The following is a 16317-nucleotide window of genomic DNA, read 5'->3' on the forward strand; positions in this document are numbered from 1 at the left end:
CGCCGGGGCTGGTTATGGTCGTGTGCGTGAACCGACTCGTCGACGCCACCAGCCCGTACCTGCTCCAGCACGCGGACAACCCGGTCGACTGGTGGCCCTGGTCGGACGAGGCGTTCGCCGAGGCGAAACGGCGGGACGTCCCGGTGCTCATCTCGGTCGGCTACGCGGCCTGCCACTGGTGTCACGTCATGGCGCACGAGTCGTTCGAGAACGAGCAGGTCGGCGCCCTGATGAACGACAACTTCGTGTCGATCAAGGTGGATCGTGAGGAGCGCCCGGACGTGGACGCGGTCTACATGACCGCGACGCAGGCGATGACGGGCCAGGGTGGCTGGCCGATGACTGTCTTCGCCACCCCGGACGGCACCCCGTTCTTCTGCGGCACCTACTTCCCGCGGCCCAACTTCGTCCAGTTGCTCCAGTCGGTCACCACCGCCTGGCGGGAGCAGCGCGAGGAGGTCGTGCGCCAGGGCGCCGCGGTCGTCGAGGCGATCGGCGGCGCGCAGGCCGTGGGCGGCCCCACCGCCCCGCTGGACGCGCCGCTGCTCGACGCCGCGGCCGGCAGGCTTGCCAGCGAGTACGACGCCACGAACGGCGGCTTCGGGGGCGCCCCGAAGTTCCCACCGCACATGAACCTGCTCTTCCTGCTGCGCCACCACCAGCGCACCGGCGACCCGCGCAGCCTGGAGATCACCCGGCACACGGCCGAGGCGATGGCCCGTGGCGGCATCTACGACCAGCTCGCCAGCGGCTTCGCCCGATACTCGGTGGACGCGCACTGGACGGTTCCGCACTTCGAGAAGATGCTCTACGACAACGCGTTGCTGCTGCGGCTCTACACCCAGCTGTGGCGGCTCACCGGTGACCCGCTGGCCCGGCGGGTGGCGCGCGACACCGCCCGTTTCCTCGCCGACGAGTTGCACCGGCCGGGCGAGGGCTTCGCGTCCGCGCTGGACGCCGACACCGAGGGCGTCGAGGGGCTCACCTACGCGTGGACACCCGCGCAACTCGTCGAGGCGCTGGGTGAGGAGGACGGCCGCTGGGCCGCCGACCTCTTCGCCGTCACCGACGAGGGGACCTTCGCCCCTCATTCCGCCTCCGCGCCGCAAGACGGCACTCCGGACGGAAAGAAGGGCGTCGAACACGGCATGAGCGTGCTCAAGCTCGCCCGGGACGTCGACGACGCCGCACCCGAGGTGCGGGCCCGCTGGCAGCAGGTCGTCGGGCGGTTGCTCAGTGCCCGGGACACCCGGCCGCAGCCGGCCCGCGACGACAAGGTGGTGGCCGCCTGGAACGGCCTGGCGATCACCGCCATCGTCGAGTTCCTCCAGGTGGCCGCGTTGTACGCGTCTCCGCAGGACGAGGACGCCAACCTGATGGACGGCGTGACGATCGTCGCCGACGGCGCAATGCGCGACGCCGCCGAGCACCTGGCCACCGTGCACCTGGTGGACGGCCGGCTGCGCCGGGTCTCCCGGGACGGCAGGGTCGGCGAGCCGGCCGGCGTCCTGGAGGACTACGGCTGCGTGGCCGAGGCCTTCTGCTCGCTGCACCAGCTCACCGGCGAGGGCCGTTGGCTCACGCTGGCAGGCGAGCTGCTGGACACCGCGTTGGCGCACTTCGCCGCGCCCGGTGGTGCCTTCTACGACACCGCCGACGACGCGGAACGGCTGGTGGCCCGGCCCGCTGACCCGACCGACAACGCCACCCCGTCCGGCCGGTCGGCGTTGATCGCCGGGCTGGTCGCGTACTCGGCGCTGACCGGGGAGACGCGCTACCGGGAGGCCGCCGAGGCGGCGCTCGCCACTGTCGCGCCGATCGTCGGTAAGCACCCCCGATTCACCGGCTACGCCGCCATGGTCGGTGAGGCGTTGCTCTCCGGGCCGTACGAGATCGCCGTGGTGACCGACGACCCGGCTGGCGATCCCCTGGTGGCCGCGGCTCGACGGCACGCCCCGCCCGGGGCCGTGGTGGTCGCCGGGCAACCGGACCAGCCCGGCGTGCCGCTGCTCGCCGACCGTCCGCTGGTCGACGGGCGGTCCGCCGCGTACGTCTGCCGGGGGTTCGTCTGCCAGCGGCCGGTGACCTCGGTCGAGGAGCTGGTCGCCGAGCTCAGCTGAGCGCACCGCCACGCCCTGTAGTGCCCGCGCTCCCGGCACCGCCCGTCCCCGGACCGGGCCGGCGGCGCGGGTGCCGGCCCTCCGGGTGGGCGTGCCGATGGCCCGGATAGGCTGGCCGCGCTATGGATTCCCGTACCGGTCTGCCTGTTGTCGGCATGGTGGGTGGCGGCCAGTTGGCCCGGATGACCCACCAGGCCGCGATCGCCCTCGGCCAGTCACTGCGTGTGCTCGCGGCCGCCCCCGACGACGGCGCGGCGCTGGTCGCCGCCGACGTCCAGTACGGCGACCACACCGACCTGGCCGCCCTGCGCACCTTCGCCAAGGGCTGCGACGTCGTCACCTTCGACCACGAACACGTGCCCTCGGAGCACATCCGCACGCTGGCGGCGGAAGGGGTGACCCTCTACCCGCCGGCGGACGCGCTGCTGCACGCCCAGGACAAGCAGGTCATGCGGGAACGCCTGACCGAGCTGGGCGCCCCCAACCCGCTGTGGCGGCCGGTCGGCGAGCCCGCCGACCTGGTCGACTTCGGTGAGCAGGTCGGCTGGCCGGTGGTGCTCAAGGCGGCGCGCGGCGGCTACGACGGCCGGGGCGTGTGGATGGTCGACGACGCGACCCAGGCCGGCGAGCTGGCAGCAACGCTGCTCGCCGGCGGCACCCGGCTGATCGTCGAGGAGCGGGTGCCGCTGCGTCGGGAGCTGGCCGTGCAGGTCGCCCGGTCGCCGTTCGGTCAGGTGGCCGCGTACCCGGTGGTCGAGACGGTGCAGCGGGACGGCATCAACGTGGAGGTGCTGGCCCCGGCGCCCGGCCTGGACGAGGAGCTGGCGGTCTCCGCCCAGCAGCTCGCCATCGACCTGGCCACCGCGCTCGGCGTGATCGGCCTGCTGGCCGTGGAGCTGTTCGAGGTGCGCGACGAGGCCGGCCGCCCCGCGATCGTGGTCAACGAGCTGGCCATGCGGCCGCACAACTCCGGGCACTGGACCATCGAGGGCTCCCGCACCTCGCAGTTCGAGCAGCACCTGCGGGCGGTGCTGGACTACCCGATGGGCGACACCTCGCTGACCGCGCCGGTCGTGGTGATGGCGAACGTGCTCGGCGGAGAGCCCGGCGGAATGTCGATCGACGAGCGGCTGCACCACCTCTTCGCCGCCGAGCCGGGCGCCAAGGTGCACCTGTACGGCAAGCAGGTGCGACCCGGCCGGAAGGTCGGGCACGTCACGGTGCTCGGCGACGACCTGGATGACGTACGGGCACGCGCGGCGCGGGCCGCGCGCTGGCTGCGTGAGGGGCACGAGTGACCACCTCGGTCGAGAAGGAGACCCCAGTGACCACGGTCGGGCTGATCATGGGCAGCGACTCGGACTGGCCGACCATGCGGGCCGCAGCGGAGGTGCTGGACGACTTCGGCGTGGCGTACGAGGTGCGGGTGATCTCGGCGCACCGGACTCCGGTCGCGATGATCGAGTACGGGCGGGACGCCGCCGGCCGGGGCCTGAAGGTGATCATCGCCGGGGCTGGAGGTGCCGCCGCGCTGCCGGGCATGGTCGCCTCGGTGACGCCACTGCCGGTGATCGGCGTGCCGGTGCCGCTGAAGCACCTGGACGGCATGGACTCGCTGCTGTCCATCGTGCAGATGCCGGCCGGGATCCCGGTGGCCACCGTGTCGATCGGCAATGCCCGCAACGCCGGCCTGCTCGCCGTACGGATCCTCGGCGCGAGCGACGACGGCCTGCGCGCCAGGATGACGACCTACCAGGAGGACCTGGAGAAGCTGGTGGCGACCAAGGAAGCCGCCCTCCAGGCAACCCTCCCGTAGCTCGCGTCAGACACCAGCCGCGAACCCGGCCCACTCACCGCGCCCACTCACCCACGCCGCCGTGGCCCTCCGATTCACCTCATGCCGCGTAGCGCGGTCTGGAGGCGTTCCTGGGCGCGGCGGCGGCGCTCGTTGCTCGCGCCGAGCACGAGCAGCAGGATGCCGACCGGGATGAGCGCGAGCCACGGGCCGAGGCTGAACAGGGCGTGGATCGCGGTGATCGCGGTCACCGACGCGCCGACGATCACCGGTGCCTGCTGTTGGGTGGACGAGCCGAAGATCAGTACCGCGACCGCGCCGAGCAACAACAGCATCTGCCGCAGCGTGCTGGACTCGGTGGCCAGCACGATGGCCAGCGTCGGTACGAAGGCGGCGACCAGCGCCGGCCCGTATGCCACCCAGCTGCTCAGGTCCGCTCGGTGGCGCAGCTCCAACACCCCGACGAGCAGGGCCAGGGCAGCGAACGGCAGCGTGTACGCCTCGGGCAGCGCCACGTCGGCGACCCGCATCAGGATCCACCACGCGGTGATCTCGCAGACCACCACGGCCCAGAACAGGATGCGGCGTTCCACCGGCCGGCGACCGGGTCGGGTCGCCGCCACCCCGAGGACCGCACCCCAGGCCGCCAGCAGGGCGGCGATGTGTCGGGGCGAGTCGAAGGCGAGGGCCAGGGCGATCAGCGCGGCAGCGTAGCCGCTCCATTCGACTGTGGAGGCCTCGCGCTGCGCCTCGGGGCGACGCAGCCGGGGCAGGGTCGCGGCGAGCACCTGCAGGACCGCTCCGACGGCGAGCACCCCGAACGCGGACCAGACCGCGGCCAGCCCGGCGACCAGGCCGGCGGTGAGCACGAAGAGCTGCGCCATGAGTGAGGCGAAGAGCCATCCGAGGATGCGTGCCCGCTGGGTGATGCCGAAGAACGCACCGACCGCGCCCACCCCGACGGCGCTGCCGAGGGTGAACAGGGTCAACTGCCGGTCGGCCAGGCTGCCGGCGAGCCCGGCGCTGCCACCGGCCAGACCGATGGCGAACACCAGCACCCGGGCCAGCCGCAGTGAGCGGGCTCGCTCGACCAGCGGCGGCGGTGGGGTCAGCGCGAGACCGAGCATCGCGATGGTGAAGACGGAGAGCGCGGCGACGCTGCTGGCCGGCCAGCCCCGGCCCAGCGCGGTGGGCGCGATCAGCAGGGTGACGGCTGCTCCGGGCAGCACCACCGGGACGGCCCGGGAACGACGCCCACCGCTGAACCCGGTGGCCGCCAGCGCGGCGGTCGCGGTGAGCAGCAGGGCCGTCAGCACGTGGGTCGGGTTGACCACGTCCGGCGGTGGGGTGAGCAGCTCCGGTGGCGGGCCCTGCCAGATCCTGGTCAATGTGCGGTGCGGCTCGACCAGTGCGGTGACCAGCGCGGGCGTGATCGAGGCGAGTGCCAGGGCGGTCGGAAGGGCCGCAGCGGCCAACGCGCCGGCGGCCGGGTTGAACCGCCACCGCCGTCGCTCCGGGTCGTCCGGCAGTCGACGGAGTGCCCCGTCGAGCCGTACCGCCCAACGCCGGACCGGCTGGGCGGCGCCGGTGGGCGGCACGGTGGCCGCGCGGATCAGCTCGGCCAGCACGCCGAGCAGGGCGGCGGCGGCCGCGTAGACGCCCGCGGCGAGGCCGGTGGGGATGGCGGCGAGGGCGCTGATGCTGGCACCGCCGACCACGGCCGCGCTGACCCAGGGCAGATATTGCGGGACCTCCCGGCGGACCGCGGCCACAGCGGCCAGGCCGAGGCTGGACGCGGCCAGCGCGGCGGTCAGCACCACCTCCGCCGAGTGGTCGAACTCTGCGGCCAGCGCCGCCACCGAGCCGGGGAGGGCCAGCAACGCGGCGCCGATCGCCGCACCGCCGATCTGTGCCAGGTGCGGTGGCATCCCCTCGGTCTCGATGTCGGTCACCTGCGGGCCGGCCAGCACACGGGCCAGCGCGGCCACCACCACGCCGATCAGCGCGATGCTGCCCAGGGCCAACGCTGTGGTCCAGGGTCGGACCAGGCCGGCTCCGGCGGCGTGCAGTGCGACCACCCCGGCGACGGTGGCCCGGGACAGGGCCGCGCGGGCCTCCTCGGTGGCGACCGCGGCGATGCCGTACACGGTGGCGACCATCCCGCCGATCAGGACCGGCGACCACCAGGCCAGGTCGAACGCGGCCGGCGCGCCGATCGTGGCGAGCACCGCCGCCACGCCGGACACGTCCCACCGCCAGGGCGGCGGGAGCAGGATGCCTGCCGCGACGGCCAACAGCGCCAGCGCGACCGGCGCCTGCCAGGTGTGGCCACCGACCGGCGCGGCGGGCCAGTCGATCAGGTCGCCCTTCCAGATCGGGCCGGGTGTGGCGAGCACACCGACGCCACCGCGCACCGCGGACCAGCCGGCGAGTACGCCGATGAGGGCACCGCCGACGGCGAGGCCGAGAATCGGCCCGCGTCGCCACTCCTCCGGCATGGTGCGTGCACCCACGGCGACCACCAGGACCAGCGCGGCGGCCACCGCCAACTGCCCACCCGGGGCGAGCACCGCCCCGATCCGCACCAGGGTGGCGATCAGGGCGGTGGTGACCGCGGCGGCGGCCAGGTCCGAGCCGTCCAGGGTGAGGTCGGCGCGTCGGCCGGCGTCGATCGACGGGGCCAGGAAGAGCAACACCGCCGCGACCAGCAGCAGCGCGCCGACCCAGGCGTCGGCGACGGTCGCACCGGCTGCGCCGAACGCGGCGGCGGTGACCACCAGGGCGCCCAGCCCGGTGCCTACCGAGAGCGGCGCGGGGATGCGGCGCTGGGAGACCTGCACGACGGCGGCGTAGCCGAGGGTCACGCAGACCGCCAGGAAGCTGGCGGCCAGGACGGGGACGGTCACCTCCCGGAGGCTGGCCGGGGTGGGGGTCGGGTCGGTCGGCATGGTGGCGGCCACGAACGCGGCCACGGCCCCGGGTAGCGCGAACGCGGCGCCTCCGGCCGCCCAGGCGGTGACGGTGTCGGAGGCGGCCGAGGCGATCCGGACCCGGGGTGCCAGGGCGACCAGCGTGCCGGCCGCGAACAGGGTGAGCAGGACCGCTGCGGTGAGGGTGGGGCTGGCGAGGCTGGCGCCGGCGCCGAACAGGCCCACCACGGCCGCCCCGACGGCGTGTGCCACCGCGGCTCGGTCGGTGCGGGCGGAAAGCCCGATGACGCCGATGCCGATCGAGGTGATCACCATCGGCCAGGGTGCCGCCGCCCAGCCGAGACCGAACGAGGCGGGAACGGCGAGTGCGGTCAGCGCCGCGCCGGCGACCGCGAACTCGCGGCGGATCTCCGGGGGCAGCGCCAGCACCGCCGCGATGGTGAGCAGGAATGCGGCGCCCGCTAGCTGCCAGGTGTTCGGCCCGACAGCGGCGGCCAGCTCGGCCGGGTATCGGCTGAGGTCGGCGCCCCAGGCGGGCAGCGCCGCCCGGACCGGCGCCACCCCGGCGCGTAGCGCGCCTCCGGCGACCACCACACCGCTGACGGTCAGTGCCACCGCCGAGGCGATCTGTGGGCCACGCCGGGCGGTCTCGGGGACGGCGCGCACCGCCAGCCCGGTCACCGTGATGACCAGCGCGATCAGCAGCAACGCCCGGTCGGGCAGCGCCACCGAGGCGATGCGGCTGAGTGCGCCGATCACGGCCAGGGTGACGATGCCGGCCGCGACGTCGGGCAGCGGTGGTCGACGCAGCACCAGCGCGCCGGCCAGCCCGACCGCGGCGGCCAGCAGCAGCACCATCCCGGCGCCGGTCGCGGTCGGCACGGTCTGCGCCCGCAGCAGGGCGGTGACCGCGTACGCCAGGGCGACGGCAACCGCCACCGCGTGCAGCAACCACGTCAGCTCGCGCAGCCCGGGCACCGGGCGCAGCGGCCGGGTTTCAGTGGAACCCGCGCTGGCGTCGATCAGCTCGCCGGCCTCCTCCGGGTCGCCCTCCGGTCGGCTCTCAGCGCTGCGCTGGCGGGGCGCCGACGGGGTGCCCGGCACCGGCAGGTCCTGCCGGACGGGGCGTTCCAGAGCCACGCCGGAGCGGGCCAGCCAGAGGTCGACGAGGGCGACCAGAGTCAGCACCAGCGCCCAGCCGCCCGGCCCGCTGATCTGGTCGTACGCCAGCAGCGGCAGCACCGGCTGCGCGGCGAGAACGGTGGCGAAACGGGGTGCCCGCAGGCCCGTCAAACGGGCGTAGCCGAATGCGACGGCTGCCGTGACCGCGAAGATCACCCCGCTGAAGACCGTGGCGGAGCCGCCGCCGGTGCCGATCCGGTCCACCGCCCAGAGGGCGTTGCCGGCGAGTGGCACCAGCAGCAGGCCGACCGCGGCGATGGTCTCGGCGGTCGAGGTGAGCCCGCGCCGGGCCAGTGCCGGCGGGGCGAGCAGCATCAGCACGGTGGCCAGGAGCAGGATGCCGAGCCGCGCCACCGCGTCCATCGAGCTGGTCGCCACCGCGGCGAAGACCACCGCGGCCACCCCGAGCAGCAGCGCGCCCAGCCCGAGGGGGATGTTCTGCACCTCGCGCGACGAGGCCTCCGGCGGGTGCTCCGGGTCGTCCGCGTCCAGCCACCTCGCCCGGGGCGGGGGCGGCGGCGGGTCCTCCGGGGTGGGCGGGGTGTTCTGCCGGGGCACCCGGGGTGGCGCTCCGTTGGTGGCGGTCGGTGGCCGCCGGCCGGCACGGCGGCGCAGCACCCGACGTGGCCGGGTGGCCTGCTTGAGTCGCTCCTCGCCGGCGTGGGCGAGGATGTCGCGCTGGAAGAGCGCGGCCTGCATCTTGGCGGCGATCTGCCGTTGCTCGCGGGCGATGGCGGCGTCGCGGGCCTTCATCTCCGCGATCGAACGCTCGATGTCCGCCAGGTGCTCGACCCACTGCGGCTGATCAGCCCCACAGTGCGGGCATCGGACGGCCGGCTTGATCTCCCGGCCGCACGAGGAGCATTGAAAGGTCGCCACGACACACCCCTCCACCCGCACTGTGGACTTCCACTGTCGCAGCATGCCCAAAGCTGGCGCGGATTTCGACTCTTGTCGGCGGGTCCGGGGCAAACAACGACACCGGCCGGCCACCGAATGCTCGGTGGCCGGCCGGTTGGGGTCGTGCGGTCAGGGGCGGCCCATGCCCCGGTACTCCCAGCCGGCCTGGGTCCACAGTGCCGAATCGAGACAGTTCCGGCCGTCGACCACCTTGCGGCCGTTGACCAGCTCGCCAAGGGCGACCGGGTCGGCGTTGCGGAAGTCGGCCCACTCGGTGAGGACGCAGACCAGGTCGGCGCCGGCGACCGCCTCGTTGATGCCGGCCTCGTAGGTCAGCTCGGGGACCGCGCGGCGGGCATTCTCGGTGCCCTGCGGGTCGTACACGTGCACTTCCGCGCCGGCCTTGTGCAGCAGCGCGGCGACGGCGAGCGCCGGGGCGTCCCGGACGTCGTCGGTGTTGGGCTTGAACGTGGCACCGAGCACGGCGATCCGGGTGCCGGAGAAGTCCGGGCCGGCAGGCCCGGAGCGGCGGCCGAGCAGATCGGCGGCGAGGTTGAGCACCCGGGTACGGCGGCGGAGGTTGATCAGGTCGACCTCGTGCAGGAAGCGCAGCGCCTCGCCGGCGCCCAACTCCTGGGCCCGGGCCTGGAAGGCGCGGATGTCCTTGGGCAGGCAGGCGCCGCCGAAGCCGAGGCCGGCCTGGAGGAACCGGTTGCCGATCCGCGGGTCGTACCCGATCGCGCGGGCCAGTTGGGTGACGTCGCCACCGGACGCTTCGCAGACCTCGGCCATCGCGTTGATGAAGGAGATCTTGGTGGCCAGGAAGGCGTTCGCGGCGACCTTGACCAGCTCGGCGGTGGCGAAGTCGGTGACCACCAGGGGCACCTCGCGGTCCTCCGTGGCGGCCAGGTCGAACACGCCCTTGTGCGCGGCGTAGAGCATGCCGTTGGCCCACTCGCTCTTCACGCCGACGACGATGCGGTTGGGGCGCAGGACGTCGTCGACGGCGAAGCCCTCCTGGAGGAACTCGGGGCTCCACGCCACCTCGACGTCAAGGTCGCCGGGGGTGTGCTTGCCGACGAGCTGCTCCACCCAGTCCGCGGTGCCGACCGGCACGGTGGACTTGCCGACGATCAGTGCCTTGCGGGTCAGGTGCTGCGCGAGGCTGGTGACCGACGCCTCGACGTACGACAGGTCGGCGCCCATCCCGTCGGCCCGCTGGGGGGTGCCCACGCAGATGAAGTGCACGTCACCGAACTCGGCGGTCTCGGCGATGTCGGTGCTGAACCGGAGGCGTCCGGCGGCGAGGTTGCGCCGCAGCAGCTCGTCCAGGCCCGGTTCGTGGATGGGCACCTGACCGGCGTTCAACATCGCGATCTTGTCCGCGTCGACGTCGAAACCGAGCACGTCGTAGCCCAGCTCGGCGTAGCAGATGGCGTACGTCGCACCGAGGTAGCCAGTCCCCAGGAACGTCACCCGCGGCCGAGGAGCGCCCGAGGGCGGTGTCACCGCGGCGATGGCGGGGGTCGGCTGGATGGTGGGATAGGGGATCGTCACGCCTGTTTCTCCGCTCGCACTGGCGGCGCGTCGTCGCGTCGCATTCTGCTGGGGCGCCTAAGCGGGGCACCGGAGGGGTGGCTCACTGTCTGTCCTCCATCATCGCCCAGCGGCGTGGGTGCACCCGAATGCCCATGCCTACGCGCCGGTAACATCACCTGAACTGCAGTCGCTAGTCTTCAGTCTGCGCGGTCGGCGGTCAGGAGTCGTCACAGACTGCGCATGATAGCGGTGAAGGGGAGGGGCCGACATGGCCGCAGGCGAGTCGTTCGACGTCTACCGGTTGCCCGAGGAGCACGTGGCGATCCGGGACGCGGTCCGGGAGGTCTGCACGGCGAAGGTGGCGCCGCACGCCGCCGAGGCCGACGAGACCGGAGAGTTCCCCAAGGCGTCCTACGACGCGCTGAGGGGGGCCGACTTCCACGCACCGCACATTCCCGAGGAGTACGGGGGCGCGGGCGCCGACGCGCTGGCCACCGCCATCGTGATCGAGGAGGTCGCCCGGGCGTGCGCGTCCTCCTCGCTGATCCCGGCGGTGAACAAACTTGGCACGATGCCACTGTTGTTGTCCGGTTCCGAGGAGCTCAAGCGCCGCTACCTGACGCCGGTGGCGGCGGGTGAGGCCATGTTCTCGTACTGCCTCTCCGAGCCGGAGGCGGGCAGCGACGCGGTGTCGATGACCACCCGGGCGGTGCGTGACGGGGATCACTGGGTGCTCAACGGGGTGAAGCGCTGGATCACGAACGCCGGCGTGTCGGAGTTCTACACCGTCTTCGCCGTCACCGACCCGTCCGCGCGGTCCCGGGGCATCTCGGCCTTCGTGGTCGAGAAGTCCGATGCCGGGGTGAGCTTCGGCGCGCCGGAGAAGAAGCTCGGCATCAAGGGCTCGCCGACCCGCGAGGTCTACCTCGACAACGTGCGGATCCCCGCCGACCGGATGATCGGCGCGGAGGGCACCGGCTTTGCGACCGCGATGAAGACCCTGGACCACACCCGGGTCACCATCGCCGCGCAGGCCGTCGGGATCGCGCAGGGCGCGCTCGACTACGCCAAGGGGTACGTGGCTGAGCGCCGGCAGTTCGGCAAGGCCGTCGCCGAGTTCCAGGGCATCCAGTTCATGCTCGCCGACATGGGCATGAAGCTGGAGGCTGCCCGGCAGCTCACGTACGCGGCGGCCGGCAAGTCGGAGCGTGGCGACGCGGATCTGACCTACTTCGGCGCGGCAGCCAAGTGCTTCGCCTCGGACGCCGCCATGGAGATCACCACCGACGCGGTGCAACTGCTCGGCGGCTACGGCTACACGCGGGACTACCCGGTCGAGCGGATGATGCGCGACGCCAAGATCACGCAGATCTACGAGGGCACCAACCAGGTGCAGCGCATCGTCATGGCTCGGCAGCTGCTCAACGGTCTCGTCTAGGTTCTTCTCCCGTCTGGCTCCGACCAGACTGACGTGACATGACGAAGGCCGGCACCGCCGTGGCGGTGCCGGCCTTCGTCCGTGGCGACTACGTGAGCCAGGGCAGTCTCCGGACCAGGGGAGTGTTGGCCCACCAGCGGCCGAGGCCGAAGGTGGCACCGGCTCCGGCGGCGGCGATCCCGATGAGCAGGGCGGCCAGGATGAGGTGGTCGTCGATGATCGGGTTGGTCTTGGGAGGCAGCACGACGGTGTACATCATGATGAGCATCAGCGCGCCGGCTCCGGCGGCGATTCGCATCCCGATGCCCAGCAGCAGGGCGACGCCGATGGCGGCCAGGCCGACCATGAAGGCGATGTCGGCGAACGTGGTGCCGGCGAGGTTGTGGTAGAAGCCGGCGAAGGGCCCTTCCGCTCCAGCGAGGAAGCCCTTCGTGGGGTGGCCGCCGTCGACCCAGCCCTTACCGTCCGGGGTCGCGTAGCCCAGGCCGAACAGCTTGTCGACGAATGCCCACAGGAAGGTGAAGCCCATCCCGATCCGGGCGGCGAACCAGGCGTACCTGGCCACTGTCCGGGCGGTGGTGCCGCCACCGGTGGCCGGCGTGTCGGTGGTGCCTGCCGCCGGCTCGGTCCCCGACGCGCTGCGGGGAGTCCGGTCGAGACGCGGGGGGACGATGGCGTTCATGGCATCCTCCATCTTTGCCGCCAGCCTGGTCGGCCGGCGCTCAACTACAGTTCACGGCAACCGGCGCGGTGCCAGTAGGACCACAGGGCATCGATGCGACGGGACCAAATCCCTGTCCGGTGGGACCTCTGTCCTGCTCCCACGAGATCGGGGTCCTGCGGTCAGGCGAGGTCGATCGTCTCGTCGACGTCGCGGCGAGGGGCGGAAGGCCCACCTGGTTGCCCGTACCCGATCCGCATGACCATCTGAGGCGTGCCGTACCTGCCGAGGGCCAGTCGCAGCTGCTCGCGGGCTCGGGGTACCTCGATGGGCTGGGACAGCATGGAGACGGCGAGGCGGCTGTCGGTGGCGGTGAGGAGCACGCGTTGCAGCGCCTGGCCGGCGGTGATCTGGTCGGTTGCGCTGTCGCCCTGGACACCGAGCACAGCGACGAGTGGTTCAGGTTCGAAGTCCCGGCCGGGCGCGCGGGTGCGTACCCCGAAGGCCCGTTGGGGTAGCAGGTCCTGCGGTTCGGGGACCGGCCCGCCGGCCTCGACGGGGATACCGTCGTCGGCGGGCGAGGTGCGGATCCACCGCGTCAGCTCAGCCCGGTAGGCACAGTCGCGTTCCAGCACCCGGTTGGCGCTGCGGGCGATCTCGGCGACCGTCTGGACCGCGCCCGCTCCAATGACCATCTCCAGCCATGCGCCCTCGGCCCGGGCGGCCTCGATCAGACGCCACCGTGCGTCCGCCGCCACCGGGTTCGGCCAGAACGGCCTGCGGTTGCTGTGCCGCCGGGAGATCGCGGAATACAGGTCCTGCTCGGCCGGAGTCGCGGGCCGTGGTCGGGCGGGGACCAGCAGGGCCACGGTATCCAGATCATGTGGATGCGGACGGAGCCGCACCTCAGCCGGAGTGCCCGCGACGGCGAGCGCCAGGCGAAGGTTGAACACGGCGGCGCCGCAACTGAGCCGTGCCGCCCAGCGGTTGGGGTCAGCGACCTGCGGCAGCCGGTCCGGATCGATCCGCACCTCGATGCCATCGTCGGAGAGCCGGAAACGCCAGGGCTGACTGTTGTGCAGCGACGGCGCCCGAATCGCTGCGGCCACCGCAGCGCGAAGCCCGGCAGGTGTGAACGTGGTGCTGATCATCGCGGCACATCCTTCACGGCGCAGAGATGCAGGTCAGCCTGGCCAGGTCCTGGTGTGGACCCAGCCCCCACCATCGCGTCAGCCGGGCCGGACCGGCAGGGCCGGACGTCCCAAGGGTGCGGGCCCCCGGTCCCTGTCCACCCGCGGGTGACGGGACCTTCGGCCCTGTGTCCACCCGAGCCGCACCTGTAGAAAGGGGAGATGATCCGTGTGTTCCTCCTCGACGACCACGAGGTCGTCCGCCGTGGTCTGACCGACCTGCTGCACGCCGCCGGCGACATCGAGGTGGTGGGTGAGTCAGGGTCGGCACGGGAGGCCACGGCGCGCATCCCGGCACTGCGGCCGGACGTGGCGATCCTCGACGCACGCTTGCCCGACGGCAGTGGCATCGACGTGTGCCGGGACGTACGCACCGTCGACTCGTCGATCCGGGGGCTGATCCTCACCTCGTACGAAGACGACGAGGCGCTGTTCGCGGCGATCATGGCGGGAGCTGACGGATATGTGCTCAAGCAGATCCGCGGCACCGACCTCGTCGACGGGGTCCGCCGGGTGGCGGCCGGCCAGTCGCTGCTCGACCCGGCGGTGACCCAGCGGGTGCTGGAGCGCATCCGCAACGGCGTCGAGCAGCCGCGCGAGCTGGAGATGTTGACCGAGCAGGAGCGCCGGATCCTGGGGTACGTCGCCGAGGGGCTGACCAACCGGGAAATCGCCGGAAAGATGTTCCTCGCTGAGAAGACCGTCAAGAACTACGTGTCGAGCCTGCTGGCGAAGCTGGGGCTGGAACGGCGTACGCAGGCTGCGGTGTTGGCCACCCGGCTCCTCCGCCCGCACCCCTGACCGTCAGTCGCCGAGCGGGACGCTCCAACACAGGCGCGTCCCGCGGGGTTCCGCTGGTTCCACAGCGAATTCACCACCCAGGCCGGCGGCACGCTCGCGCAGGTTGACCAGGCCACCGCGAGCGGCGTCGGGGCTCGTGCCGACCCCGTCGTCGTCGACGGTGAGGGTGAGCCGTGGCCCGCTGACCTCGACCAGCACCTTGACCTGGCTCGCGTGCGCGTGTCGGATCGTGTTGGACAACGCTTCCCTCAGCACCGCGAGCAGGTCCGGGCGTACGGCGTCCGGTACGGCACTGTCGATCGGTCCGGAGATCTCGAGTGCCGGGCGGAACCTCAGTGACCTGGCGGCGGTGTCCACGGCGTCGCGGATCTCGGTCCGCAGGGCCGCGCTCATCGGGGTCCGTAGTTCGAAGATGGCTCGCCGGATGTCCCGGATCGTGGAGTCGAGCTCGTCGACTGCGGCGTTGATCCGCTGGCTGACCTCGGGCCGGGCGATCAGCGGCGCGCTGCTCTGCAACTGCAGCCCGGTGGCGAACAGCCGCTGGATCACCACGTCGTGCAGGTCACGGGCGATCCGCTCACGGTCCTCCAGGACGACGAGGAGTTCCCGTTCCTCCTGCGCGCGGGCGCGCTCCATGGCGAGCGCCGCCTGCGCGGCAAAGCTGGCCAGCAGTGGCACGTCGTCGTCGCTCTGTCGCACCTGACCGGCCGGGTACGCCACGACCAGGACGCCGTGCAGGGTCTCGCCCGCCGACAGCGGGGACACGACGGCCGGGCCGTCGGTGACCGGTGCGAGCCAGGGTGCCGCCTTGGCCAGACTCTCGACGACAGTGTGCCGTCGGTCCGTCACCGAGGCGGCGAAGGTGGTCTCGGCGGCCGGCAGCACCGTGCCGACCAGCGGGGGAGCCGCGCCGTCGATCGAGTCGACGACCTCGACGGTGAACTGGCCGACCTCCTCGTCGTAGAGCAGGACCAGCACCAGTTCGGCGTCCGCGACCTCGCGGGCGTGGCGGGCGACGAGGCCCAGCGCGTCGGTGCGGCGGACCTCGCCCAGCAGCACACTGGTGATTTCGGCGGTGGCGGCCAGCCAACGCTCACGACGGTTGGCGACGGCGTACAGCCGGGCGTTCTCGATCGCGACGCCGGCGGCGGCCGCCAACGCGACGGCGATCTCTTCGTCATCCTCGGTGAACTCGGCGGCTCCCCGCTTCTCCGCGAGGTAGAGGTTGCCGAAGACCTGATCCCGGATGCGGATCGGAGCACCGAGGAAACTGTGCATCGGAGGATGGTTCGGTGGAAAACCGTAGGACTGGGGATGCTTCGTGATGTCCGGCATCCGCACCGGCCGCGGGTCGGCGATCAGCAGGCCGAGCACACCCCGACCGTGCGGCAGGTCGCCGATCTGGGCGTGCAGTTCGGCGTCGATGCCGTGCGTGATGAACTCCGTCAGGAGCCGGTCCGGGCCGATCACACCGAGCGCGCCGTAGCGGGCGTCGAGCAGCTCACACGCGGCCTCGACGATGCGGCGCAAGGTGGTGCGAAGATCGAGGTCGGAGCCGATCGCCACCACCGCGTCGAGCAGAGCACGCAGCCGCTCACGACTGGTGACGACCTCGCCGACCCGTACGAGCATCTCCTGCAACAACTCGTCCAGACGCACCCGGGACAGCGGACTCAACCCCAGCAGAGGGACGTCGCGCTGGTCGTCCTCGGACCTGTGGCGCCCGTCGTCAGCAACGTGCGAGGCATCCATCCCCTGATG

Annotated in this window: 10 protein-coding genes; 5 read left to right on the plus strand and 5 right to left on the minus strand. The window is 72.5% G+C overall.

Annotation, left to right across the window (positions count from 1 at the left end; all coding sequences use genetic code 11):
* Positions 1-26: 26 nt before the first annotated feature.
* The 3 genes from AC3CF1_RS24030 to purE all read left to right on the plus strand — a co-directional run bounded on the left by AC3CF1_RS24030 (position 27) and on the right by purE (position 3936).
* Complete coding sequence (locus AC3CF1_RS24030; protein ID WP_355160747.1) at positions 27-2120, plus strand: thioredoxin domain-containing protein; 2094 nt, start codon at positions 27-29, stop codon at positions 2118-2120.
* Positions 2121-2242: 122 nt separating this feature from the next.
* Positions 2243-3418 carry a 5-(carboxyamino)imidazole ribonucleotide synthase gene (locus tag AC3CF1_RS24035; RefSeq protein WP_355160746.1) on the plus strand — a complete coding sequence of 392 codons (1176 nt, stop codon included), beginning with the start codon at positions 2243-2245 and terminating at the stop codon, positions 3416-3418.
* 26 nt (positions 3419-3444) lie between these two features.
* On the plus strand, positions 3445-3936 hold the full coding sequence (gene purE / locus AC3CF1_RS24040; RefSeq protein ID WP_488451298.1) for a 5-(carboxyamino)imidazole ribonucleotide mutase: 492 nt from the start codon (positions 3445-3447) through the stop codon (positions 3934-3936).
* A 74-nt stretch (positions 3937-4010) separates the two neighbouring features.
* Here purE and AC3CF1_RS24045 read toward each other — a convergent pair whose 3' ends face one another.
* Both AC3CF1_RS24045 and AC3CF1_RS24050 read right to left on the minus strand, forming a co-directional pair.
* Entirely contained in the window at positions 4011-8906 is a 4896-nt protein-coding gene (locus AC3CF1_RS24045; protein ID WP_488451299.1) for an SCO7613 C-terminal domain-containing membrane protein, read from the minus strand.
* Between the two features lie 150 nt (positions 8907-9056).
* Entirely contained in the window at positions 9057-10484 is a 1428-nt protein-coding gene (locus AC3CF1_RS24050) for a UDP-glucose dehydrogenase family protein (protein ID WP_354983505.1), read from the minus strand.
* A 250-nt stretch (positions 10485-10734) separates the two neighbouring features.
* On the opposite strand from AC3CF1_RS24050, the gene AC3CF1_RS24055 reads away from it, so the two are divergent.
* Positions 10735-11904: an acyl-CoA dehydrogenase family protein gene (locus AC3CF1_RS24055; protein WP_088946274.1), complete on the plus strand. Its 1170-nt coding sequence runs from the start codon at positions 10735-10737 to the stop codon at positions 11902-11904.
* An 88-nt stretch (positions 11905-11992) separates the two neighbouring features.
* On the opposite strand, the gene AC3CF1_RS24060 is transcribed toward AC3CF1_RS24055, so the two are convergent.
* The gene (locus AC3CF1_RS24060) at positions 11993-12586 is read right to left on the minus strand and encodes a DoxX family membrane protein (protein WP_088946275.1); all 594 of its coding nucleotides are present in this window, start codon (positions 12584-12586) and stop codon (positions 11993-11995) included.
* Between the two features lie 161 nt (positions 12587-12747).
* Entirely contained in the window at positions 12748-13716 is a 969-nt protein-coding gene (locus AC3CF1_RS24065) for an Acg family FMN-binding oxidoreductase (protein WP_435794558.1), read from the minus strand.
* Positions 13717-13917: 201 nt separating this feature from the next.
* On the opposite strand from AC3CF1_RS24065, the gene AC3CF1_RS24070 reads away from it, so the two are divergent.
* Positions 13918-14556: a response regulator gene (locus tag AC3CF1_RS24070; protein ID WP_088946276.1), complete on the plus strand. Its 639-nt coding sequence runs from the start codon at positions 13918-13920 to the stop codon at positions 14554-14556.
* A 3-nt stretch (positions 14557-14559) separates the two neighbouring features.
* Here the strand turns inward: AC3CF1_RS24070 and AC3CF1_RS24075 are convergent, their stop codons facing one another.
* Entirely contained in the window at positions 14560-16188 is a 1629-nt protein-coding gene (locus tag AC3CF1_RS24075) for a GAF domain-containing sensor histidine kinase (RefSeq protein ID WP_354983512.1), read from the minus strand.
* Positions 16189-16317: the final 129 nt, after the last annotated feature.

The organism is Micromonospora sp. MGP-C2 (assembly GCF_057766525.1).